This window comes from Blautia sp. MB18-30 (assembly GCF_023669475.1).
GTDB classification, from domain to species: Bacteria; Bacillota; Clostridia; order Lachnospirales; family Lachnospiraceae; genus Blautia_A; species Blautia_A fusiformis.
Genome location: NZ_JAMOYY010000003.1, coordinates 92,146 through 114,685, shown reverse-complemented (window position 1 = coordinate 114,685; position 22,540 = coordinate 92,146). Strand labels below are relative to the sequence as shown.

At 42.8% G+C, this 22,540-nt stretch carries 15 protein-coding genes; all 15 read left to right on the top strand.

From position 1 onward, the window contains the following. The first annotated feature begins 21 nt into the window (after positions 1-21). The 15 genes from NCY57_RS02295 to NCY57_RS02220 all read left to right on the top strand — a co-directional run bounded on the left by NCY57_RS02295 (position 22) and on the right by NCY57_RS02220 (position 22,530). Entirely contained in the window at positions 22-972 is a 951-nt protein-coding gene (locus NCY57_RS02295; protein ID WP_118753300.1) for a glycosyltransferase family 2 protein, read from the top strand. Between the two features lie 269 nt (positions 973-1,241). Beyond that, on the top strand, positions 1,242-1,727 hold the full coding sequence (gene greA, locus NCY57_RS02290) for a transcription elongation factor GreA (protein WP_015526720.1): 486 nt from the start codon (positions 1,242-1,244) through the stop codon (positions 1,725-1,727). 325 nt (positions 1,728-2,052) lie between these two features. Further along, the gene (gene lysS / locus NCY57_RS02285) at positions 2,053-3,837 is read left to right on the top strand and encodes a lysine--tRNA ligase (RefSeq protein WP_442863818.1); all 1,785 of its coding nucleotides are present in this window, start codon (positions 2,053-2,055) and stop codon (positions 3,835-3,837) included. 222 nt (positions 3,838-4,059) lie between these two features. Then, positions 4,060-4,407, top strand: coding sequence for a hypothetical protein (locus NCY57_RS02280; RefSeq protein ID WP_046409015.1), 348 nt, complete (start codon positions 4,060-4,062; stop codon positions 4,405-4,407). 150 nt (positions 4,408-4,557) lie between these two features. Beyond that, positions 4,558-5,943, top strand: a complete 1,386-nt coding sequence (locus NCY57_RS02275) for a zinc-ribbon domain-containing protein (RefSeq protein ID WP_250789447.1) — start codon at positions 4,558-4,560, stop codon at positions 5,941-5,943. Further along, positions 5,940-6,119: a hypothetical protein gene (locus NCY57_RS02270; RefSeq protein ID WP_002594660.1), complete on the top strand. Its 180-nt coding sequence runs from the start codon at positions 5,940-5,942 to the stop codon at positions 6,117-6,119. The genes NCY57_RS02275 and NCY57_RS02270 overlap by 4 nt, the downstream gene beginning before the upstream one ends. 535 nt (positions 6,120-6,654) lie before the next feature. Next, the gene (locus NCY57_RS02265; RefSeq protein WP_008789315.1) at positions 6,655-7,479 is read left to right on the top strand and encodes a ParA family protein; all 825 of its coding nucleotides are present in this window, start codon (positions 6,655-6,657) and stop codon (positions 7,477-7,479) included. Beyond that, positions 7,436-8,383, top strand: coding sequence for a ParB/RepB/Spo0J family partition protein (locus NCY57_RS02260; protein WP_055215103.1), 948 nt, complete (start codon positions 7,436-7,438; stop codon positions 8,381-8,383). Before NCY57_RS02265 ends, NCY57_RS02260 begins: the two co-directional genes overlap by 44 nt. Positions 8,384-8,666: 283 nt before the next feature. After that, complete coding sequence (locus NCY57_RS02255) at positions 8,667-12,917, top strand: SpaA isopeptide-forming pilin-related protein (RefSeq protein WP_250789439.1); 4,251 nt, start codon at positions 8,667-8,669, stop codon at positions 12,915-12,917. A 161-nt stretch (positions 12,918-13,078) separates the two neighbouring features. Beyond that, positions 13,079-13,375: a hypothetical protein gene (locus NCY57_RS02250; RefSeq protein WP_055062735.1), complete on the top strand. Its 297-nt coding sequence runs from the start codon at positions 13,079-13,081 to the stop codon at positions 13,373-13,375. A 12-nt stretch (positions 13,376-13,387) separates the two neighbouring features. Further along, a complete protein-coding gene (locus NCY57_RS02245; protein ID WP_023920501.1) occupies positions 13,388-13,648 on the top strand; it encodes a hypothetical protein in 261 nt (86 codons plus the stop codon). Next, positions 13,629-13,928: a hypothetical protein gene (locus NCY57_RS02240; RefSeq protein WP_051335194.1), complete on the top strand. Its 300-nt coding sequence runs from the start codon at positions 13,629-13,631 to the stop codon at positions 13,926-13,928. Before NCY57_RS02245 ends, NCY57_RS02240 begins: the two co-directional genes overlap by 20 nt. 15 nt (positions 13,929-13,943) lie before the next feature. Beyond that, positions 13,944-21,131 carry an N-6 DNA methylase gene (locus NCY57_RS02230; protein WP_330638958.1) on the top strand — a complete coding sequence of 2,396 codons (7,188 nt, stop codon included), beginning with the start codon at positions 13,944-13,946 and terminating at the stop codon, positions 21,129-21,131. A 20-nt stretch (positions 21,132-21,151) separates the two neighbouring features. Continuing rightward, the gene (locus NCY57_RS02225; RefSeq protein ID WP_250789438.1) at positions 21,152-22,114 is read left to right on the top strand and encodes a DUF3991 and toprim domain-containing protein; all 963 of its coding nucleotides are present in this window, start codon (positions 21,152-21,154) and stop codon (positions 22,112-22,114) included. Continuing rightward, positions 22,111-22,530: a DUF3846 domain-containing protein gene (locus NCY57_RS02220; RefSeq protein ID WP_002594669.1), complete on the top strand. Its 420-nt coding sequence runs from the start codon at positions 22,111-22,113 to the stop codon at positions 22,528-22,530. The genes NCY57_RS02225 and NCY57_RS02220 overlap by 4 nt, the downstream gene beginning before the upstream one ends. Positions 22,531-22,540: the final 10 nt, after the last annotated feature.

Sequence of the window (22,540 nt, the reverse complement as noted above, 5' to 3'; positions counted from 1 at the left end):
TTGTTTTACAGGAGAAAAATAATGGCAGATAAAATAGCAGTTTTAATTCCTTGCTACAACGAAAGCAAGACGGTAGCAAAGGTTATCCGCGATATGAAAAAAGCACTTCCGGAAGCTGTGATCTACGTATATGATAATAACTCTACAGATGGAACAGACGAGATCGCCAGAAAAGAAGGGGCAGTTGTCCGTTATGAGTATCAGCAGGGAAAAGGAAACGTGATCCGCAGTATGTTTCGGGATATCGATGCGCAGTGTTATCTTATGGTAGATGGCGACGATACTTATCCGGCAGAGTTTGCAGCTGAAATGTGCAGCAAGGTTCTGGAGAAAGGCACAGACATGGTAGTTGGTGACCGCCTTTCTTCTACATATTTTACAGAGAACAAGAGACCTTTCCACAACTTTGGAAACAGCATCGTAAGAGGTTCCATTAACCGTCTTTTCAAAAGCAACATCAAGGATATCATGACAGGTTACCGTGCCATGAGTTACCGCTTTGTAAAAACATTCCCGGTACTTTCCAGGAATTTTGAGATCGAGACAGAGATGACGATCCACGCCATCGATAAGAACATGCAGGTTGAGAATGTAGTCATTGAATATCGTGACAGGCCGGAGGGAAGTGAGTCCAAGCTGAATACTTATGCAGATGGATTTAAGGTCCTGAAGACTATTGTGAAAATGTTCAAGAATTACAAGCCGCTGGAGTTCTTCTCCCTTATCGCAGCAGTGCTGTTTGTGGTGGGAATGGTATTCTTTATTCCGGTGCTGGTACATTTTCTGGAGGTTGGGACAGTGGAAAAGATCCCGACACTGATCGTCAGCGGGTTTGTGATCCTGACAGCTATCATCTGCTGGTTTTCCGGGATCATCCTTTCTACACTGGTCAATCAGCATAAACAGGATTTTGAGTATCAGACACAGATGGTGACTAATCGTTATAAAGATCTTTTTCCGGAGAAGAGATAAGGAATCAGACCGGGCAGGATAATACAGAAAAGCCGTGTTGAAATCTGAGATTTCGCGCGGCTTTTTTTGCATATTTCAGGGACCCTTTTTCGACGTGGAATGCTTGACAATACTGGGGCTTTTCGGTATAATACAGGAATTGTGAATATCCTGAGATTTTTACGCCCTTTTTTAGAAAAAAGAGCTCTTGGGAATGGTAGCAACAGAAATATCCGAAGCTGTATTTTTTTCAGAAAAAACAGCACGGTTTTGAAAGGAAGTAAGGCAAAATGGAAGAAGCAAAGAAGAACTTACTCACATACGCAGGACTTAGAAAACTGGAAGACGAGCTGCACGATCTGAAAGTTGTTAAGAGAAAAGAAGTAGCAGGAAAGATCAAAGAGGCCAGAGAGCAGGGAGACCTTTCTGAGAACGCAGAGTACGATGCAGCAAAGGATGAGCAGAGAGATATCGAGGCACGTATCGAGGAGATCGAGAAGATCCTCAAGAACGCTGAGGTTGTAGTAGAGGACGAAGTCGATCTTGACAGAATCAGCGTAGGCTGCAAGGTTAAGGTTCATGATTATGAATTTGAGGAAGATATGGAGCTGAAGATCGTAGGTTCCACAGAGGCTAACAGCCTTGAGGGAAAGATCTCCAATGAATCTCCGGTAGGTAAAGCACTGATCGGTGCACACACCAACGATATCGTTGAGGTTGAGATGCCGTCCGGAATCATGAAATACAAGGTTCTTGAGATCCAGAGAAACGTATAAAGCAGACAACGGAGCGGATCGCACAGATCCGCTTGAACGACAGATAGATTAAGGAGGCCAACAAGTGGCAGAGCAGAAGAAGCAGGATGTAAACCAGTTGCTTAAGGTACGTCGTGACAAACTGGCAGACCTTCAGGCAAATGGCAGGGACCCGTTTCAGATCACAAAATTTGATCAGACACATCATTCCCTTGAGGTAAAGAATCTCTATGAAGCACATGAGGCAGAGCTTCTCAAAGATCGCAAGGAGCTTGATGTAACAGGTCTTGATGAAGAGCAGGCAAAAGAGGCTCAGAAGAAGGATTATGAAGAAAGAAGAAGCATCATGGACGCAAGCCCGATCCATGTATCAATCGCAGGACGTATGATGTTCAAGCGTGTAATGGGAAAAGCTTCTTTCTGCAATATCCAGGATTTACAGGGTAACATTCAGGTTTATGTGGCAAGAGATGCCATTGGAACCGATTCCTATGCAGATTTCAAGAAATCTGATATTGGCGATATTTTTGGTCTGGAGGGATTTGCTTTCAGAACAAGAACAGGTGAGATCTCCATTCATGCAGAGAAGATGACTCTTCTTTCCAAGAGCTTACAGATCCTTCCTGAGAAATTCCACGGACTGACAGATACAGATACCCGTTATCGTCAGAGATATGTGGATCTTATCATGAACCAGGACAGCAAGAATGTATTTATCAAACGTTCCCAGATCCTTAAGGAGATCCGTAACTTCCTTGCAGGACGTGACTTCATGGAAGTTGAGACACCAATGCTGGTTTCCAACGCAGGCGGTGCAGCTGCAAGACCATTTGAGACACATTACAACGCACTGAACGAAGACGTTAAGCTTCGTATTTCCCTGGAGCTTTATCTTAAGAGACTGATCGTAGGCGGACTTGAGAGAGTTTACGAGATCGGCCGTGTATTCCGTAACGAGGGTGTTGATACCCGTCACAATCCGGAGTTCACTCTGATGGAGCTTTATCAGGCATATACTGATTATGAGGGAATGATGGAGCTGACAGAGTCCATGTTCCGTTACCTTGCAGAGAAGGTCTGCGGTTCCACAAAGATTTCCTACAATGGTATCGAGATCGATCTTGGAAAGCCTTTCGCACGTCTGACCATGAACGATGCCATCAAGAAATATGCAGGAATCGACTTTGACGAAGTAGCAGATGATGAGGCAGCCAAGAAGCTTGCTGACGAGCATCATATCGAGTATGAGGATCGCCATAAGAAGGGTGATATCATCAACCTCTTCTTCGAGGAGTACTGTGAGAAAGAGCTGATTCAGCCGACATTTATCATGGATCATCCGATCGAGATTTCTCCGCTGACCAAGAAGAAACCTTCCGATCCGAACAAGGTAGAGCGTTTCGAGCTCTTTATCAATACATGGGAAATGTGTAACGCATATTCCGAGCTCAACGACCCGATCGATCAGAGAGAGCGTTTCAAAGCACAGGATGCTCTTGCAGACGCAGGTGATGAGGAAGCCAACCACACAGATGAAGACTTCCTGAATGCACTGGAGATCGGTATGCCGCCAACAGGTGGTATCGGATACGGAATCGACCGTCTCGTTATGCTCCTGACAGACAGCCAGGCTATTCGTGACGTACTTCTGTTCCCGACAATGAAGTCACTCGGTGATGTAAATAAGAAAAATGATGTAAATAATACAGCTTCTGAAGCACCTGAAAAAAATGTAAAAACTGAGTCTGAAAAGATTGATTTTTCTAAGGTAAAGGTAGAGCCTTTATTTGAGGAATTTGTTGATTTTGATACATTCAGCAAGTCAGATTTCCGTGCAGTAAAGGTTAAAGAGTGTGTTGCAGTACCGAAGTCAAAGAAACTGTTACAGTTTACGCTTGATGACGGAACAGGCACAGACAGAACCATTTTAAGCGGTATTCATAGCTTTTATGAGCCGGAAGAACTGGTTGGAAAGACTCTTATTGCTATCACAAATCTTCCACCGAGAGCTATGATGGGCATTGACTCTTGCGGTATGCTCCTCAGTGCTATTCATGAAGAAGAAGGCGAAGAAAAGCTTCATCTTTTGATGGTAGATGACCACATTCCGGCAGGTGCAAAGCTTTATTAAGATGATGTAAAGATGTACCGTTTTACCAAATAGACGGGACGTACTTCATTTGATAAAAAACTGAAAAAACAGCGATTTACATCAAACTTACATCATTTGATGCAGAAATCGGTGCAAGCAAGAAAAAATCGCATAATTAGTACGATGAGTGGGCAATTCCAATCGGGATTGCCCATTTTCTAAAATGAAAAGCAAATTCAATAATTGAAAGGAGAAGGCATAATGGAATTTAGAGAAGATATAGGACAGTATGTTTTTGAGTATGAGGGACTGATTTTTGCTTGGGACGAAGAACCAGAAGAAGATATTCAGGATACTGTAAAAACTTTGGCTAATAATTATTTTAAGCATTTGGACGGAATAATTGATTTTATGCTACCTGATATTAAAGAAATATACGGACAAGTTACTGTTGAAGATGTAAAGAGAAATCTTGGCAGACCTATTGTCGATTATGATAATGGGAAAGTGACTTATTGCGAACAGTCATTTGATGATTGTCATATATTTGAGTTTGAATTTATGGACGATGCTTTTGAAAAATTGCAGTATTTTTCAATAGATGGTTAGTAAATAATATAATCAATTTGTCTATTTGCCCTTTGAGAGAGGAGAAATCCTTTTCTCAAAGGGCTTTTTCTATTTATACGGATATTCGCAAACTACAAGATAAAGCCAAAACTTCATATACTCTAAGCACAAGGAGGTTGAGGTTTGGCTATGAATAACAGTTTAGCAGAAGTACACCCGGAGCTTGTTTCGGAGTGGTCGGAAAAGAATTTAACGCTTACGCCTGATGACATTACTTTCGGTTCAAATAAAAAAGTATGGTGGAAAGGTACTTGCGGTCACGAATGGCAGGCAAGCGTTAAGGCTCGTTCCAATGGAGAAAAATGCCCGATATGTTCCGGTGCGAGAGTGATTGCAGGTATTAACGATTTGGCGACATTAGAGCCATTACTGGTAAAGCAGTGGTCGAAAAAGAATAAGATAAAACCGACAGAGGTTTCTATTGGTTCTCATAAGAAAGTGATTTGGAGATGTGAGAAAGGACACGAGTGGGAAGCTGCCGTTAAGAGCAGGACAATAAATAAAACAGATTGCCCATATTGTTCCCATAATAAAGTGTTGGCAGGATTTAATGACCTTGCAACACTTCAGCCGGATATAGCAGCCGAGTGGTCGGACAGAAATTATCCGTTACTTCCAACTCAGGTTACGGTCTTTGCCAATCGTAAGGCGTGGTGGAAGTGTAAGGATTGCGGCAGAGAGTGGAACACCCTTATTTCTACCCGTTCCGGTGGGAGTAAATGCCCGTATTGCAGTGGGTACATATTCTCGAAAGGGTTTAACGATTTGCAGACAACACACCCTGAAATTGCTTCGGAGTGGTCGGAGAAGAACTTGCCTTTGAAACCTGATGAAGTAAATGCAAAGTCGAGGAAAAACGTCTGGTGGAAGTGCAGAAAATGCGGTAATGAGTGGAAATCCGTTGTCAATGCCCGTGTGAAAGGTACGGTATGCCCCGTTTGTGCAGAGAGAGAAGTCCTTGCCGGATATAATGATTTGGCGACAACGGACAGTCAGCTTCTCAGTGAATGGGATTACGAACAGAATAAATTGAAGCCGACAGAGGTATCACGAACTTCAGCAAAGAGAGCGTGGTGGAAATGCAGGCACGGTCATTCATGGAGTATGAAGATAAATGAAAGGACGATATTGAATAAAGGCTGCCGAATTTGTGAGCAAGAATATTTATCTCTATTTCCTGCTTTGGCTGTCAGCTATTATTCTAATAAGAAAGGCTTGAAAGCAGAACTTGGTTCTGACCGATTGCTTGGAGTTCCGCTTGAAACATACATACCTTCAGAAAAGTTGGCTATTGAGTCAGGAAGTGCTGACGAGAATATAGAAATAATGAAAGCATATATGTGTGAGCAACGAGGAATAAGACTGATTAAACTGCCGATGAAAGGCACTGAACTGGATTATGCCGACAGCTTAAAAAGAGCTTTTCAGAACGTACATATATTTATTTCTTCTGATACAGAGGAAGATGTGGAGATAATCAAAAATACATTTGAAAGATGGAGGGACAGCCAATGAGAGAGAAAACCTATCATCTATACTTAAATGAAGAAGAACGAAGCCGAGTGATACAATCGCTCATTGAACTGAAGAACAATTTAGCAGCTCAGGGACGATACACCGATGCAGTAGATGATGTCCTCTGCAAAGTGCTTGAAGCAAAGAAAAAGAAATTGAAAATTGAATACATTTAGAACGTGTTTTGCCGTCTGTTTCCTAACCGGAGCAGGCGGCTTTTTTAATTTCCAAAAATTTTTTTGAAATATTTTTGGAAAAGCGGAGATTTTGGGTGTGCATTTCATACCCCTTTGTCCAAATGAGTGAAGGGGTTCATTCCGGATAGCAAAAACGGAAGCCTTTTCGCTTGAAAATTGAATAAGTCATTCACTAAGACTTTATTTCTGATGATAGCCACTTTAGCAGGTACGCCGTGATTTCTGTATTTCAGAATAGCGAGAACTCCGGCTATGAGTATCAGGTTGCCCCTGATATGGCGATGACAGTCAGAATGATAATGATACTTCTCTACGGAGCTGGCGGAGTACCCGGCAGAGGTTAGAATCCTATGATACAGATAAGCAGTCTGTTCCTTAGTGACTTCCCATAAGCATTTTGCTTGGCAAGGGGTGTTGAGAACAAATATTGCTATGACCGATTAGGAAATGAGTCGGTCAGGTACATAGCCATAATGCGGTGGCTATGAATTTTCAGAAAGGAGGGCAAAAAGAAGTGTCAAACTGCAAAACGATTTCCGTATGTAACCAGAAAGGCGGAGTCGGAAAAACCACCACAACAGTTAATCTCGGAGTCGGGCTTGCAATGCAGGGCAAGAAAGTATTGCTCATAGACGCAGACCCGCAGGGAGATTTAACGACTTGTCTTGGTTGGCAGGATACAGACGGCTTGGGTATCACGCTTGCAACGAAACTCACAGATGTAATCAATGAAACGATGACAGACCCTATGGTTGGTATCCTGCACCACGAAGAAGGTGTTGACCTTGTTCCGGCAAACCTTGAGCTTTCAGCAATGGAATTTAACCTTATGAACGCAATGAGCAGAGAAACTACACTCAAGAACTATCTGAGTCAAGTGAAAAACAGATATGATTATGTAATTATAGACTGTATGCCTTCACTTGGTATGGTTACTCTCAATGCTTTATCGGCAGCAGACAGTGTTATCATTCCGGTTCAGGCTCAGTATTTGCCTGCAAAGGGTATGACACAGCTTGTGCAGACCATTTCAAAAGTAAAGAAGTATATCAATCCGGATATTAAGATAGACGGTATGCTGCTTACTTTGGTGGATAGCCGAACAAACCTTGCAAAGAGTACGGTGGAAGCACTCAGGGCAAACTTTGGTAATCAGATAAGAATGTATCGAACACAAATCCCGATTGCCGTAAAAGCCGCTGAAACTTCTTCTAAAGGCAAAAGCATTTATGCTTATGAGCCAAATAGCACAGTGTCTAAGGCATACGCTGAATTTACAAAGGAGGTGTTAGCCGATGGCAGGAAGAAAGAGCGACTTCACTCTCACGAAGCTCGATGATTTATTTACCACTCAGGCACAGAGAGATGAAGAACAGCTTTCAAAAATCCGAGATATTCCGTTAGAGCTGATTGATGATTTCCCAGACCATCCGTTTAAGGTCAGGGACGATGAAGATATGATGCAGCTTGTGGAGAGTGTCAAGGAAAGAGGGGTTATTACTCCGGCAACGGTAAGGCAGAAAGAGGACGGCAGATATGAACTTGTTTCAGGACACAGACGAAAGCGAGCTTGTGAACTGGCAGGATTTGAAACCCTGAGAAGTGAGATTGTAGACCTGAACAGAGATGAAGCGACCATTTTAATGGTTGAGAGTAATTTTCAGAGGTCAGAGATATTGCCAAGTGAAAAAGCCTTTGCCTATAAAATGCGTTTGGAAGCAATGAAAAGGCAAGCAGGCAGACCGAGCAAAGAAAATGGAGTCCCAGTGGGACACAATTCTATTGTGGGTAAATCAAGAGAGATTTTAGCTTCTGAGAGTCAGGACAGTAACACACAAATACAGCGTTATGTCCGCCTGACAAACCTTGTTCCCGAGCTGCTTGAATTTGTTGACGAGGGGCGTATTAAAATGCGTCCTGCCGTAGAACTTTCCTATCTTGACGAAGATTGCCAGCGTGATGTGGTTGACGAAATCGACCTGAATGACGCTACCCCGTCACACGACCAGACAATCCGTATGCGAAAGTTATTCAACGAGGGCAACCTTACAACAGAAGCAATCCACGCTGTTATGTCTGAGGAAAAGCCGAACCAAAAGGAAAAAATCGTGTTGAGGGGCGACAGAGTAAGACAGCTTATCCCGAAAAACATTCCCGTCAGTCAGACGGAGGATTTTGTCTGCAAGGCATTGGAGCATTACAACAAGTTCTTGCGTAATCGTGCAGAGCGTGACAGCAGATAGCCTGTTTTACAGTTCCCCTTTCTCACACTCTAACCCCTTAGTTATATTTTTACCTACCGAAAATGATATATACTATCTCACTTGAATATAACTATCTCAAAGTATATGTCTATCTCTAAGGGGGAATCGCACAGTATGAACGGACTGGAGGTGTATGATAAAATGAAAAATTAACGAAAATCCGCATTTGTTTTTCGGCAGGTAAATCTTGTCGTAAGAGAAAATCCACAAAGGCACATCGTAGAGATACGGTGTGTTTTCAATTTTTACAGGAGGAAACGCAATGATAAAGTCAAAATTCAAAAGAGTCACGTCGCTTTTCTTGGCGACCCTTATGTGTGTGACCACTTTTGCAGGCATTGGCTCGACAACAGCATATGCTGCTTCGGGAGAAAAAGCCGATGTTTATATGGTCGATTTCCCTCGTGATGGCGATGCTAATTACGATGGGGTATGGGGACACAGCAATTTGACCTTGAAAAATGGTTGGCATACCGGACGTTCCAATTTTACCAATCTTAAGGCTATTGGCTCATACTCAGGCAATGTTGCTTATTGTATTGAGCCGGGAATTTCGCTCAAGGTCGGTCAGACAATGAATAAGTATGACGAAAATTATTTTAATAACCTTGCAGCCAATGGGGTTATTTCCGGAGATGAAATCCGTCTTTTTGTTGGTCGTATTTTACAGTATGGCTACCGTGGGACAATCTCGACATCTTGGAGGTCACAGAATGAAGCGGCAGCAAACGGCATTGCACAGGCTTATGCCACACAGCTTCTTATCTGGGAAACTGTTATCGGAGAGCGTGATGCGAACTTCAATCATGTAGCAGCCAGTGGTTGCAGCAATGTGAAAGATGTCATCAATGCAAAGCATCCGCTCCGCAATAAGATTTTCAGTTATTACAACAGTATGGTGCAGAGTGTACAGAACCATGCGACCATACCGAGCTTTTGTAATAAATCATCCGGTTCGGCAAAGACAATAGAACTTGAGTGGAACGGAAGTAAGTACAAAACTACTCTGACAGACTCCAATAATGTGCTGTCCAAATATAATTTCAAGGCAAGCATCAGTGGAGTGAGCTTTTCAGTGAATGGTAACAAACTTACGGTTTCTATGGATACAGCACCGAGTAAGGAATTTACCATTACCGCAACCAAGAAAAATGCAGTCCGCAGAGGTGTGGTTGTATGGTCAGAGGGCAAACACGGTCAGAATTCCAGTGTGCAGGATGTTGTCAGCTATGCTCAGGAAGTAAGCGACAGTATCAACGGTTATGTGAAGATGAAAGTCAGCTATGGTTCTTGTCAGATTGTAAAGACCAGTGAGGACGGCAAGGTTGACGGTATTAACTTCACGATTACCGGAAACGGTATCAATCAGACGGTTACAACAGCTAATGGCGGTAAGTTCCAGATTGATAACCTTATGCCGGGTATCTATACTGTAACCGAGCAGGCATACGATAAGTACGAGCCGCAGGAAACACATAGAGTTACTGTTGTAGCAGGACAGGTTGCAAAGGTCAATTTTAATAACAAATTGAAGCGTGGCGACCTTCAGGTAGTGAAGTCCTCAGAAGATAATCTTGTTGAAGGTATGAAGTTCCATCTTTTCGGTACTTCTCTTTCCGGTGCTGCTGTTGACCAGTATGCAGTTACAGACAAAAACGGTGTGGCAACTTTCAAAGATGTGCTTATCAGTGGTTCTGAACCATATACCCTTGAGGAAGTAGACACGGCTATCCGTTATGTTGTGCCGAAAAATCAGATTGCACCAGTGAAGTGGAAAGAAGTAACCACAAGAAACTTCAATAATATTTTGAAGAAGTTTACTGTAACAGTAACAAAGAGCGACGCTGAGAAAGGCGAAGCACAGGGTAATGCCAAACTTTCGGGAGCAATTTACGGTATCTATAAGGGAGAAACGCTTGTAGATAAGTATGTTACTGATGAAAACGGTCAGTTCACTACCAAAGAATATGTTTGTGATACCGACTGGACAATCCGAGAAATTACACCGTCAGAGGGATATTTGCTTGATAAGACTATCCATGAAGTAGGTGCAGACCCGAAACTTTATGAGGTGGAACACAACCTTACTTCCAATGATGTGACCGAGCAGGTAATCAAAGGTAACGTGGCTATCATTAAACACACTGATGATGGAGAAACAAAGATTGAAACTCCTGAAAAGGGTGCTTCCTTTGAGATTTATTTGAAATCTGCCGGAAGCTATGACGCAGCCAATAAAGACGAGAGAGATACTATCGTTTGCGATGAAAATGGCTTCGGTCAGACAAAAGATATGCCGTATGGTATTTATACCGTACACCAGACTTCCGGTTGGGAAGGCAGAGAGATGATGGATGATTTTGATGTGTTCATTTCACAGAACGCACAGACCTACCGTTATCTTATCAATAACCGTAACTTTGAGAGCTTTGTCAATGTAGTCAAGGTGGATGCAGAAAGCGGAAAGAGTATTCCGTATGCAGGAGCAGGATTTAAGATTTACGACCCACAGGGCAATCAGGTCAAAATGACCTTTACTTATCCGACACCGACCACGATTGATGTGTTCTATACCGACGCAAATGGTTCTCTTGTCACACCTGAGAAACTGGATTACGGCAAGGGATATTCTATCGTAGAGGTACAAGCTCCATACGGATATGTACTTGATGATACTCCGGTATATTTTGATATTACCGAAGAAAATTCCACAGAAGAAGGCGGCGTAACTGTTGTGAAAGTCAATAAGCCGAATATGGCACAGAAAGGTACTATCACGGTTGAAAAGACCGGAGAAGTATTTAGCGGGGTCAATGTAAGTGGTTCTGAGGACAGTGATGTTATCTATCAGCCTGTTTATGAAGTGGCAGGACTTGAGGGTGCAGTTTATGAAGTCCGTGCTGCGGAAGATATTAGTACACCGGACGGTACACTCCGCTATTCAAAGGGCGAAGTGGTAGATACTATCACAACAAGCTCCGATGGATTTGTGAAGAGCAAAGAACTTTATCTCGGAAAATACGAGGTCAAGGAAATTACTGCACCTTACGGAATGGTAGTCAGTGGCGAAACACATACGGTTGAGCTTACTTACGCAGGTCAGAATATCTCTGTTACCGAAACTTCCACATCGTTCTATAACGAAAGACAGAAAGTGCAGGTAAGTCTTGCAAAAGTCATTGAAAAGGATAAGACATTTGGTATTGGCGACAACGGAGAAATCAAAAACATCAGCTTTGGTCTTTATGCCACAGAAGATATTGTATCTGCAAGCGGTACAGTTATTCCGGCTGATGGACTGATTGAGATTATCAGCGTAAATGAAAATGGAACTGCTGTTATGAAGTCAGACCTTCCGTTTGGCAAATACTATGTCAAGGAGATTGCAACCGATGAGCATTATGTTCTCTCTGATACGAAATATCCGGTTGTGTTTGAATACGCAGGTCAGGATACCGCAACGGTTGAAATCAAAGTAAATGACGGAAAAGAAATCAAGAATGAACTTATCTATGGTTCTGTATCAGGTAAGAAGATTGACGAGAATGGAGAAGCACTTGAGGGTGCTGTTATCGGTATCTTCAAAGCCGAAGAAACAGAATTTACAAAGGATACTGCACTTATGACGACTACCTCTGCAAAAGACGGTAGTTTTTCTTTTGCAAAAGTTCCTTATGGCAAATGGATTGTAAGAGAAATCGAGCAGCCAAAGGGATTTGTTCTTGATGAAAAAGCGTATGAGGTCAATATCAGCAAAGCCGAGCAGGTAGTTGAAATTGAGATTGTCAATGAGTATGTTCACGGCAATATCAGACTCACGAAGGTGGACGCTGAATATCCGGATAACAAGCTTACGGGTGCAACCTTTGAGGTATATAAGGACACCAATGAGAATGGAAAGATTGATGATGGCGATGAACTTATCGGAAATCTTGAAGAAACCGAAACCGGAATTTATGAGATGAAAGAGCTGCTTTACGGAAAATATATTGTCCGTGAAACAAAAGCACCGGAGGGCTTCCTGCTTGATAAGGGAGAATACTCTGTTTTCATTGAGAAAGACGAAACAACTTATTCCGTTGAGAATAAGGCTGGAGTTGGATTTATCAATGAAGCTATGCGTGGAACACTGAAAATCGTCAAGACATCTTCAGACGGTAAGGTCAAAGGTTTTGCGTTCAGAGTAACCGGAGCAAACGGGTATGATATGACATTTGAAACAGATAAGAATGGCGAAATCGTGATTGAGGGACTTCGTATTGGCGAATATACCGTATCAGAAGTGGCGAACAATGCGTCTGCCGCATATATCACACCTGCCGACCAGAATGTTACTATTAAACTTGATGAAACAGCCGTTGTAAAAATGCACAATGAGTTAAGAGATACTCCGAAAACAGGAGATGATACCAATATGAAACTTTGGTATGTTCTTGCTGGACTTTCTGCTGTCGGTATCGCTGTAACGTCTGTTGTTGCACACAAAAAGAAGAAAAAGGAGAGTAACGAGTAATGGAAGCAAAGACAATTATCGCTATCGCATTAGTCGCCGTTATCGTCGGTGGCTTTATCTTTCTTCAGGTTAAAAACCGTAAGAAGTAAGAAATAACCGAATATTAACCAGTTGGGGCAGAGCGTAAAAAACTCTGTCCCTTTATTCTTTGGAGGAACATTATGAAACAACAGAAAACGGTGGAGAGCCGAGTGCTTGAAATCTTAAAGGAATGCCCGATGTCGAGGTATGATGATATGCTTCTCATTCTGCATTATTACAATCGGTACGGATATATACCTGCCGGAAATCTTCCGCTTGAGGATATTGTATTTAATTACCGAGCGTACGGACTTCCTTGTTTTGAAACCATACGCAGGGCAAGGCAGAGAGTACAGTCCCTTTTTCCTGAGTATTCACGTAATCCGCAGAAAGAAGAACAGAGCGGCAGTATTTCTATTGTAATCAACATTAGCTAAGGAGGTATTTTCGTGAAAGACAAAGCAACTTTTCAGAATAAGGTCAAGGTGCTGAATAAACTCTTTGACTCCGGTTGTGATACGGAGAAAAAGTTGCAGCAGCTTGATATGGAAGCAATCCTGAAAATCCCGAATATCACGATTCCTGATATGGGTGTGATTATGGAGCTTCAGAAGAATACAAAGTCCGGTAAACTCTTTTCGTATTTGGGCGGCGGTTCTGATGAAGCAACAAAAATGAGAGGTAAGGAAAATGAAGCAACAGGAGAATAGAGCAGAGCCGCAGGAAAAGCAAATTCGATTTATAGACAGTCATTACAATTTGAAATTCTATATTCCCGATGGTGGAAAAATCAAGATTACTTTTCGTGATGGACACACAGCAGACAGAGTGTGCAAGTATATTGATGACTACCATTTGTATGTCGGAAATTGCTGCTATCATATATGCGAGTTTGCTGAAAAAATGGAGCTTAATGGAAGTAAAGTTGAACCTATCAATCAATCCGAACCGTCAAAAAACAAGACCAGAAACAGAGAAAAACAGCGATAAGGAGGTGCAAAAGTAATGGCACGAAAATATGACCTTATTTCTGAGCTTTACAACCGCACCTGCAAAACGGTTGTGTCAAATCCTCAGAACTGGCAGGCATTCTTAGCTTCGGCTTGCCGAAATTATAAGTTACGCTATGACGAACAGCTTCTTGTATATGCACAGCGACCCGATGCAACAGCGGTTCTTGAGATAGAGCAGTGGAACAAAATTTTTGGCAGATGGGTCAACCGAGGTGCTAGAGGTATTGCTGTTTTTGCTGATGAGAACCGTTCACGGCAAAGACTGACACATTACTTTGATATTTCAGATACTCACAAAAGCAGATATTCAAGAACAGTCCCGATTTGGGATATGCGTCAGGAATACGAAGCTGATGTGATTGAAACATTGGAAAGCACTTTCGGAGAGATTGAGAATAAGAGCAGTCTTGCCGAAGCAATTATGGGAGCAGCAAGAAATGCGGCAGAGGATAATATCCCTGATTATCTGCAAGACCTTTACTATGCAACCGAGGGCAGTTCCTTTGAGGAAGTGGAAGAGGATATTGTGGCTTTCATTTATAAAAATGTCGTGACAAACAGTGTGGCATATATGATGATGTCAAGGCTTGGTGTTGATACGGACGGTTATTTTGAACTTGATGATTTCAGAGATGTTACTAACTTCAATACGCAGGAAACACTCAATGCACTTGGATTTGCTACCAGTGATATTGCAGAAATGGGATTGACGGAAATATCTAAAACAATTACTGCACTCAACCGTCAAAATCGCATAATTGTCGGTCAGGACAGAAATGAATACAATAAGGTTGAAAATAATGACGAAAGGAGTTTGGACGATGAACGAACTGACCTACACGATGGTGGGCGATTACAGCCTTCCGAACCTGAAACTTCCACAGCAGCCGGAAGTGACGCTGGGCAGGTACGCTCAGATGAGGAGAGAGTTTCTGAAGGAACATCACAGAGTCCTTTACTACAATCTCCTGACGAGGGGCGAACTGACACAGCACTTGGCGGAAGTGGAACAGAGAGCCAGCAAGATGGAGAAAACAATCCTGAGGCAGATGGCACAGAAAGAGGGAGTGACCGAACAGATGAAAGCGGAGGATATGATGAAATGGGTTCGTCTGATGAACTCCCTTCGCAGCTCGGCACAGGAAATCGTGAAAGCGGAAGTGATATTCGCTTAGAGTATTACGACAGAACGCACGAGGATAAAAGCCTTCCGTTCTTTGGACGTGATGAAGTAATCAATGAAATTCTCAGAACGACACCACATTTGTCGGCAAGTTTGGAAGAAATCAAAGATTATTATGAACATAATCCTGATAACAAAGACCGCACAGAGTATATAAAGAGTATTTTCAATAATGATTATACCGAACTTACTTTAGAGGACGGCAGGACAGTAGGGTACAAGACCTTTGAAAACGTTCTGCATTTGTGGGAGGGCAAATACGACAGCAGAACCGCACAGAGCTTTTATGATTGGGCTGTTATTGCCCGTCATTTTGAAGCTATGCGATTACTGGGAGAATTAAGTGACAGCATAAAACCATTACCGTCAATGGACGGTCAGATGACATTCATATTAGACGGTCGGGCAGAGGAAAAGAAAACCTCTGCCTTTACTTTTTCTCAGGAGATTATCGATGCTGTTCTTGCGAATGGAAGCGGATTTTCTGAGGGAAAAATGCGTATTTATGAGCAGTTTGAAAAAAGCCTTTCTGCAAAAGAAAATGCCGACTTCTTGAAAAATGAATACGGTTGGGGCGGCTCTTATCCAGTAATAATCGGAGCAGGCATCGATGAGAGCCACGATGGAAAAGGTATTACGATTACGAAAGGCATCGGTAAAGAAAATCCACATATCACACTTTCGTGGTCGCAGGTGGAGAAGCGTATCGGGGAACTTATCCGAATGGACAGATACTTAAATCCAAAGGAAAAAGAACGCTATCCTCAGTGGCTTGAAAGTCAAGAGGAACACAGAGCCAAAATCGAGGAAACGAAAAGAAATCGTGAGATACTTTCTAATGCACCACCGGAGCAAGAGGTCGAACCAACCGAAAAAGAACCTGAAGAAGCAGAACAGCTACAAGATGTGCAGTATGAATATCATCTTGGCGATAAGGTGTATATCGGTGCTTCTGAGTACGAAATCTTATCTGTTGATGATGAGAGAGTAATGCTCTATGACTATGATATGCCACTGTTCAATAAGGAATTTTCACGCACAGAGTTTGACAGAAAAGTGCGAGAGAATCCGATGAATGAGCATTTGATTGTAAAGGAAGAACCTGCCGAAGAAAGAAATGAAAAAGAGCCTGAGCCGTTAGTTCCCGCTTGGGAGCAGAAGAAAAAAGTCAAAGGCTTTGACTTGCACCCTGATGTGCCTATGGCAGACCGTCACACCTTTAATCTTAGAGAAAATGAGGTTGAAACGGTTGGTAAAAAGGAACGCTTCCGCAGAAATATTATGGCGATACAGCTTCTTAAAAAATGTCAGGAAGAAAACAGATTTGCCACTCCTGAAGAACAGATTATCTTATCAAAGTATGTTGGTTGGGGTGGGCTTTCAGAAGCCTTTGATGAAAATAATTCAGCGTGGGCAACGGAGTATCTGGAACTTTCTTCGGTGTTAACACCGGAGGAATATGCTTCGGCAAGAGAAAGCACGTTGACTGCGTTCTACACGCCGCCTGAAGTTATCACAGCCATTTATAAGGCAATGGAGCAGATGGGTTTTAAGGAAGGCAACTTGTTAGAGCCGTCCTGCGGTATCGGTAATTTCATCGGTATGCTACCGGACGCAATGCAAGACAGTAAGATTTACGGTGTGGAACTTGATACGATTTCCGCAGGGATTGCACAGCAGCTTTATCAGAAAACAACCATTGCGGCACAAGGATTTGAAGAAACCAATCTGCCGGACAGCTTCTTTGATGGAGTGGTTGGCAATGTGCCTTTTGGAGATTTTAAGGTGTTAGATAAAAGGTACGACAAGCATAAGTTCCTGATACACGATTACTTTTTTGCCAAGTCCCTTGATAAGTTAAGACCCGGCGGTGTGATGGCTCTTGTAACGAGCAAAGGCACAATGGATAAGGAAACTTTAGCAGTACGAAAGTATATTGCACAGAGAGCAGAGCTTCTTGGAGCAATTCGATTGCCGAATAATACCTTTAAGGGTAATGCAGGAACGGAAGTCGTTTCGGATATTCTTATCCTGCAAAAGCGTGACAGACTGATAGATATTGAGCCGGATTGGGTTCATCTTGATACCGATGAGAACGGAATTAAGATGAACTCTTATTTTGTGCAGCACCCCGAAATGATACTTGGAGAAATGAAAATGGTATCGGGGCGTTTCGGTATGGAAGCCACTTGTGTGCCGTATGAAAATGCAGACCTTGCAGCACAGCTTGATGAAGCGGTAGCAAATATTCACGGAGAAATCACGGAATATGAAGCCGAGGAAGAACTGGAGGAGGAAGATAATTCTATTCCGGCAGACCCAACAGTGCGAAACTTTTCCTATACGGTGGTGGACGATAAAATCTACTATCGAGAAAATTCCCGTATGACTCCGGTGGAAGTGTCGGCAACCGCAGAGAACCGAATTAAGGGTATGATTGCCATTAGAAATTCCGTCAGAACGCTGATTGAATTGCAGACAGAAGATTACCCTGACAGCGAAATCAAAGCGGAGCAGGAGAGATTAAACAGACTTTATGATACCTTTTCAGATAAGTACGGACTCATTAACAGCCGTGCAAATACCTCTGCTTTTTCGCAGGACAGTTCATTCTCTTTGCTTTCCGCATTGGAGATAATCGGAGAGGACGGAGAACTGGAGCGTAAGGCTGATATGTTTTCTAAGAGGACAATTAAGCCGCATACTCCGGTTACTTCTGTTGATACGGCAAGCGAAGCATTGGCGGTATCTCTTGGAGAAAAAGCCACGATTGATATGGACTATATGATGGAACTTTCCGGTAAATCGGAGAATGAAATCTTTGAGGACTTAAAGGGTGTTATCTTCCTAAACCCGCTTTATGAGTATGGAAATTCTTACGAACCGAAGTATCTGATGGCTGATGAATACCTTTCGGGTAATGTCAGGGAAAAGCTGAGGATTGCAAAGAACTCGGCAGAACTCTATCCGGAAGATTATAAGGTCAATGTAGAAGCACTTCAAAAGGTGCAGCCGAAAGACCTGACTGCAAGTGAAATTTCCGTGCGACTTGGTGCAACTTGGCTGCCATCGGACGATGTGCAGGAGTTTATCTTTCATTTGCTTGAAACACCACGCTATGCACAGTGGAGTATCAAAGTTCACTTCTCTCCATTTACGAGTGAGTGGAATATTGAGGGCAAATCTTACGACAAAGGAAATGTAAGGGCATATAACACTTACGGAACTTCCCGCATCAATGCCTATAAGATTATCGAGGAAACGCTGAACTTAAAAGATGTGCGTATCTTTGATTATATCGAAGATGATGAGGGAAAGAAAAAGGCTGTCCTGAATAAAAAGGAAACAGCGATTGCTCAGTCGAAGCAGGAAATGATTAAGCAGGAATTTCAGGACTGGATATGGTCTGACCCTGAACGAAGGGAAAGGCTTTGCAAATCCTACAATGAGAAATTCAACAGTGTCAGACCTCGTGAGTATGATGGAAGTCATATCATCTTCAATGGTATGAACCCTGAAATTGAACTCAGGGAACATCAGAAAAATGCGGTTGCCCATATCCTTTACGGAGGAAATACACTTCTTGCACACGCAGTCGGAGCAGGAAAAACTTTTGAAATGGTAGCGGCAGCACAGGAGTCGAAAAGGCTTGGGCTTTGTAACAAGTCACTGTTTGTTGTACCAAATCACTTGACTGAACAATGGGCGGCTGAGTATTTGCAGCTCTATCCGGCGGCGAATATCCTTGTCGCAACAAAGAAGGATTTTGAAACCAAGAATCGTAAAAAGTTCTGCGGCAGGATTGCAACCGGAGATTATGACGCCGTTATCATCGGACATTCACAGTTTGAGAAAATCCCGATGTCCATTGAAAGACAGAGGGCAATCTTAGAACAGCAGCTTGAGGAGATAACTGGAGGAATTGCAGAACTCAAGCGAAACCGAGGGGAAAACTTCTCCATAAAGCAGCTTGAAAAGTCAAAGAAATCTATCAAGCAGAAACTTGATAAACTCAATGACCAGACGAAAAAAGATGATGTTGTAACCTTTGAGGAACTTGGTGTAGACAGGCTTTTTGTTGATGAAAGCCATTATTACAAGAACCTTTATCTTTATACAAAAATGCGTAATGTGGGCGGTATCGCACAGACGGAAGCACAGAAATCTTCCGACCTCTTTATGAAGTGCCGTTACCTTGACGAGATTACCGGAGGGCGAGGAACCGTGTTCGCAACGGGTACACCTATCTCAAACAGTATGGTGGAACTCTATACGATACAGCGATATTTGCAGTACAGCACGCTTGTGAAAAATGGGTTGCAGCACTTTGATGCCTGGGCTTCCACTTTCGGAGAAACCATTACGGCAGTGGAACTTACACCGGAAGGAACGGGATACAGAGCAAAGACAAGGTTCGCAAAATTCTATAACTTGCCTGAACTAATGGCGATGTTCAAGGAGATAGCGGACATTAAAACAGCAGATATGTTGAACCTGCCAGTACCGGAAGCAAAGTACCATAACATTGCAGTAAAGCCGTCGGAAATGCAGAAGGAAATGGTTGCTTCCCTTGCAGAGAGAGCCGAGCAGGTGCGTGGCGGCGGTGTGGATTCAAGCGTAGATAATATGCTGAAAATCACGAATGACGGAAGAAAACTGGCTCTTGACCAGCGTATGCTCAATGATATGCTGCCTGATTTTGAGGGCAGTAAAATCAATGCCTGCGTCGATAACATCTATCGGATATGGAAAGAAAATGCCGACAAGAAATCAGCACAGCTTGTGTTTTGTGACCTTTCCACGCCGAAGAATGACGGCACATTTTCCGTCTATAACGACATTAGGAAAAAGCTGATTGAGAGAGGTATTCCTGAAAGTGAAGTGAAGTTCATACACGAAGCCGACACGGATATGAAGAAAAAAGAACTGTTCCAAAAGACCCGCAAAGGAGAAGTCAGGGTGCTTCTCGGCTCTACTCAGAAGATGGGAGCAGGAACGAATGTGCAGGATAAACTTATCGCACTTCACGACGTGGATTGTCCGTGGCGACCTTCAGATTTGGAGCAGCGTTCCGGTAGAATTGTCCGTCAGGGCAATGAAAATCCGCAGGTAGATATTTACCGCTATGTAACAGAGCAGACCTTTGATGCATACCTCTATCAGCTTGTGGAAGGTAAGCAGAAGTTCGCAAGTCAGATTATGACGAGCAAATCTCCGGTCAGGTCGGCAGAGGATATTGATGAAACAGCACTGTCCTATGCGGAGATAAAAATGCTTGCAACAGGCAATCCGTATATCAAAGAAAAGATGGACTTAGACATTCAGGTACAGAAGCTAAAGATGTTAAAATCCAATTTTTTATCGGAGAAATATGGACTGGAGGATAAGGTCATCAAGTTCTACCCACAACAGATTGCTTACTTAAAATCCCGTGTAGAGGGACTTACAAAAGATGTTGAAACAGCAAAATTACACCCGAAACCGATAGACGAGCAACCGCTTGGAATGATGGTATCGGGTGTTTCTTATTCCGAAAAAGCCGAAGCAGGTCAGGCAATCATCAATGCCTGCAAGTCAATGAACAGTCCCGATGCGATACCACTTGGTGAGTACCGTGGCTTTCAAATGGAACTGTATTTTGATACGGTGCAGCGTAATTATGTTGTGAAATTAAAAGGCGAAACAAGCAGAGATGTACCGCTTGGCGATGATGCTCACGGTAATATCGTGAGAATAGATAACGGCATAGAACGCTTTGAGGAAGCACTTGCTGATACGAAAAACAGTCTTGAAAATGCGGAAAAGCAGTTTGAAACAGCGAAGCAGGAAATAGAAAAGCCGTTTGCAAAGGAGGAAGAATTGAGGGCAAAAACTGCCCGACTTGATGAGCTGAATATTCTGCTCAATATGGATAAAAAGGAAAATGAGATTGTCGGCGGAGAGCCTGATGAGGGCGAGCCAGTCGGCGGCAGAAAGGAGAAATCGTATGAGAGATAAACAGGAAGGCGGTGGTCGATATGCCATTTATCGCACCTGAGTTAATCATTCAGGCGAAGCAGATGGACTTATTAACTTACCTGAAAAATTATGAACCGTATGAGCTGGTTAAGTTTTCAGGTAACACCTATTGCACCAGAACCCACGATAGTTTGAAGATTTCAAACGGTAAATGGATATGGTGGTCGAGAGGTATCGGTGGCAGGAGTGCTTTGGATTATCTGATTAAGGTCAAAGGGTACAGCTTCCTTGAAGCGGTGGAAACCATTATCGGACACACAGCGATTCAGGCTCCGGTCTATGAAAAGCCACAGCCAAAAGAGGAAAATAAACCGCTTCTTCTCCCTGAAAAATGTGCTTCCAACAGAGTGATTACAGAGTATCTTTTCGGGAGAGGAATAGATTTTGAAATCATCAATTACTGTATCTCTAATGACCTTATCTTTGAGAGCCTGCCGTATCACAATGTTGTGTTTGTAGGCTATGACGAGAAGAAAGAACCAAAATATGCAGCCTACCGTTCCACGAATAAGCGTAGGATTATGGGCGATTGCAGTGGCAGTAAAAAAGATTATTCTTTTCGGCTTGGTAAGGAAAACTTGGAGGAAGTACACCTCTTTGAGTGTGCCATAGACTTGTTATCCTATGCCACGCTTGCGAAGCTGAACGGGCAGGATTGGAAAGAAATGAGCTTTGTTTCGCTGTCCGGGGTGTATTCTCCGGCAAAGAAAATTGAGGACAGTAAAGTGCCGATTGCACTGGAAAAGCATCTTGACAGTAACCCATCTGTCAGGAAAATCCGTATCCATTTTGACAATGATATAGCGGGCAGAAAGGCAGCACAGACCTTAAAAACTATTCTGCCGGATAAGTATGAAATCGTTGATGAGCCACCAAAAGCAGGTAAGGACTTCAACGATTTTCTTTGTATGCGGATGGGAATTTACAATAAAAAAACACACGAAAGGAATGAAGAACGATGAATGATTCTAAGATTAAAGTTCTCTTGGTAGAACCGGAAAAGTACCCGAAGGAAATTGTAATCGACGACAGTCTGGAAGCAATGCAGGAGGTTGTCGGCGGGGATATTGAGGAATATATGCCCTATGATGATGACGTTGCAATCATCTGTAATGAGGAAGGAAAGATGAGAGGACTTCCGCTTAACCGTGCAGTTTATGTGCAGGACAATGATAAGAAAGAGATGGTAGATATTATCTGCGGCAAATTCTTTATCTGTTATGCACCGCCTGAGAGTGAGAGTTTTCAGAGCTTGCCGGACGATATGATGAAGAAATACAAGGAACAGTTCAAGTATCCTGAACGCTTTTCTAAGGAAGTGGGCGGCAATATCGTGGCTGAACCTTTTAAGCCGAAATCAAAGGATTATGAGAGATAGTAGACTGAGA

What these genes read in the sequence shown, in the direction of transcription:
- NCY57_RS02295 (WP_118753300.1), top strand. Translation starts at nt 22, where the DNA reads ATGGCAGATAAAATAGCAGTTTTAATTCCTTGCTACAACGAAAGCAAG.
- greA (WP_015526720.1), top strand. Translation starts at nt 1,242, where the DNA reads ATGGAAGAAGCAAAGAAGAACTTACTCACATACGCAGGACTTAGAAAA.
- lysS (WP_442863818.1), top strand. Translation starts at nt 2,053, where the DNA reads ATGGACGCAAGCCCGATCCATGTATCAATCGCAGGACGTATGATGTTC.
- NCY57_RS02280 (WP_046409015.1), top strand. Translation starts at nt 4,060, where the DNA reads ATGGAATTTAGAGAAGATATAGGACAGTATGTTTTTGAGTATGAGGGA.
- NCY57_RS02275 (WP_250789447.1), top strand. Translation starts at nt 4,558, where the DNA reads ATGAATAACAGTTTAGCAGAAGTACACCCGGAGCTTGTTTCGGAGTGG.
- NCY57_RS02270 (WP_002594660.1), top strand. Translation starts at nt 5,940, where the DNA reads ATGAGAGAGAAAACCTATCATCTATACTTAAATGAAGAAGAACGAAGC.
- NCY57_RS02260 (WP_055215103.1), top strand. Translation starts at nt 7,436, where the DNA reads ATGGCAGGAAGAAAGAGCGACTTCACTCTCACGAAGCTCGATGATTTA.
- NCY57_RS02255 (WP_250789439.1), top strand. Translation starts at nt 8,667, where the DNA reads ATGATAAAGTCAAAATTCAAAAGAGTCACGTCGCTTTTCTTGGCGACC.
- NCY57_RS02250 (WP_055062735.1), top strand. Translation starts at nt 13,079, where the DNA reads ATGAAACAACAGAAAACGGTGGAGAGCCGAGTGCTTGAAATCTTAAAG.
- NCY57_RS02240 (WP_051335194.1), top strand. Translation starts at nt 13,629, where the DNA reads ATGAAGCAACAGGAGAATAGAGCAGAGCCGCAGGAAAAGCAAATTCGA.
- NCY57_RS02230 (WP_330638958.1), top strand. Translation starts at nt 13,944, where the DNA reads ATGGCACGAAAATATGACCTTATTTCTGAGCTTTACAACCGCACCTGC.
- NCY57_RS02225 (WP_250789438.1), top strand. Translation starts at nt 21,152, where the DNA reads ATGCCATTTATCGCACCTGAGTTAATCATTCAGGCGAAGCAGATGGAC.
- NCY57_RS02220 (WP_002594669.1), top strand. Translation starts at nt 22,111, where the DNA reads ATGAATGATTCTAAGATTAAAGTTCTCTTGGTAGAACCGGAAAAGTAC.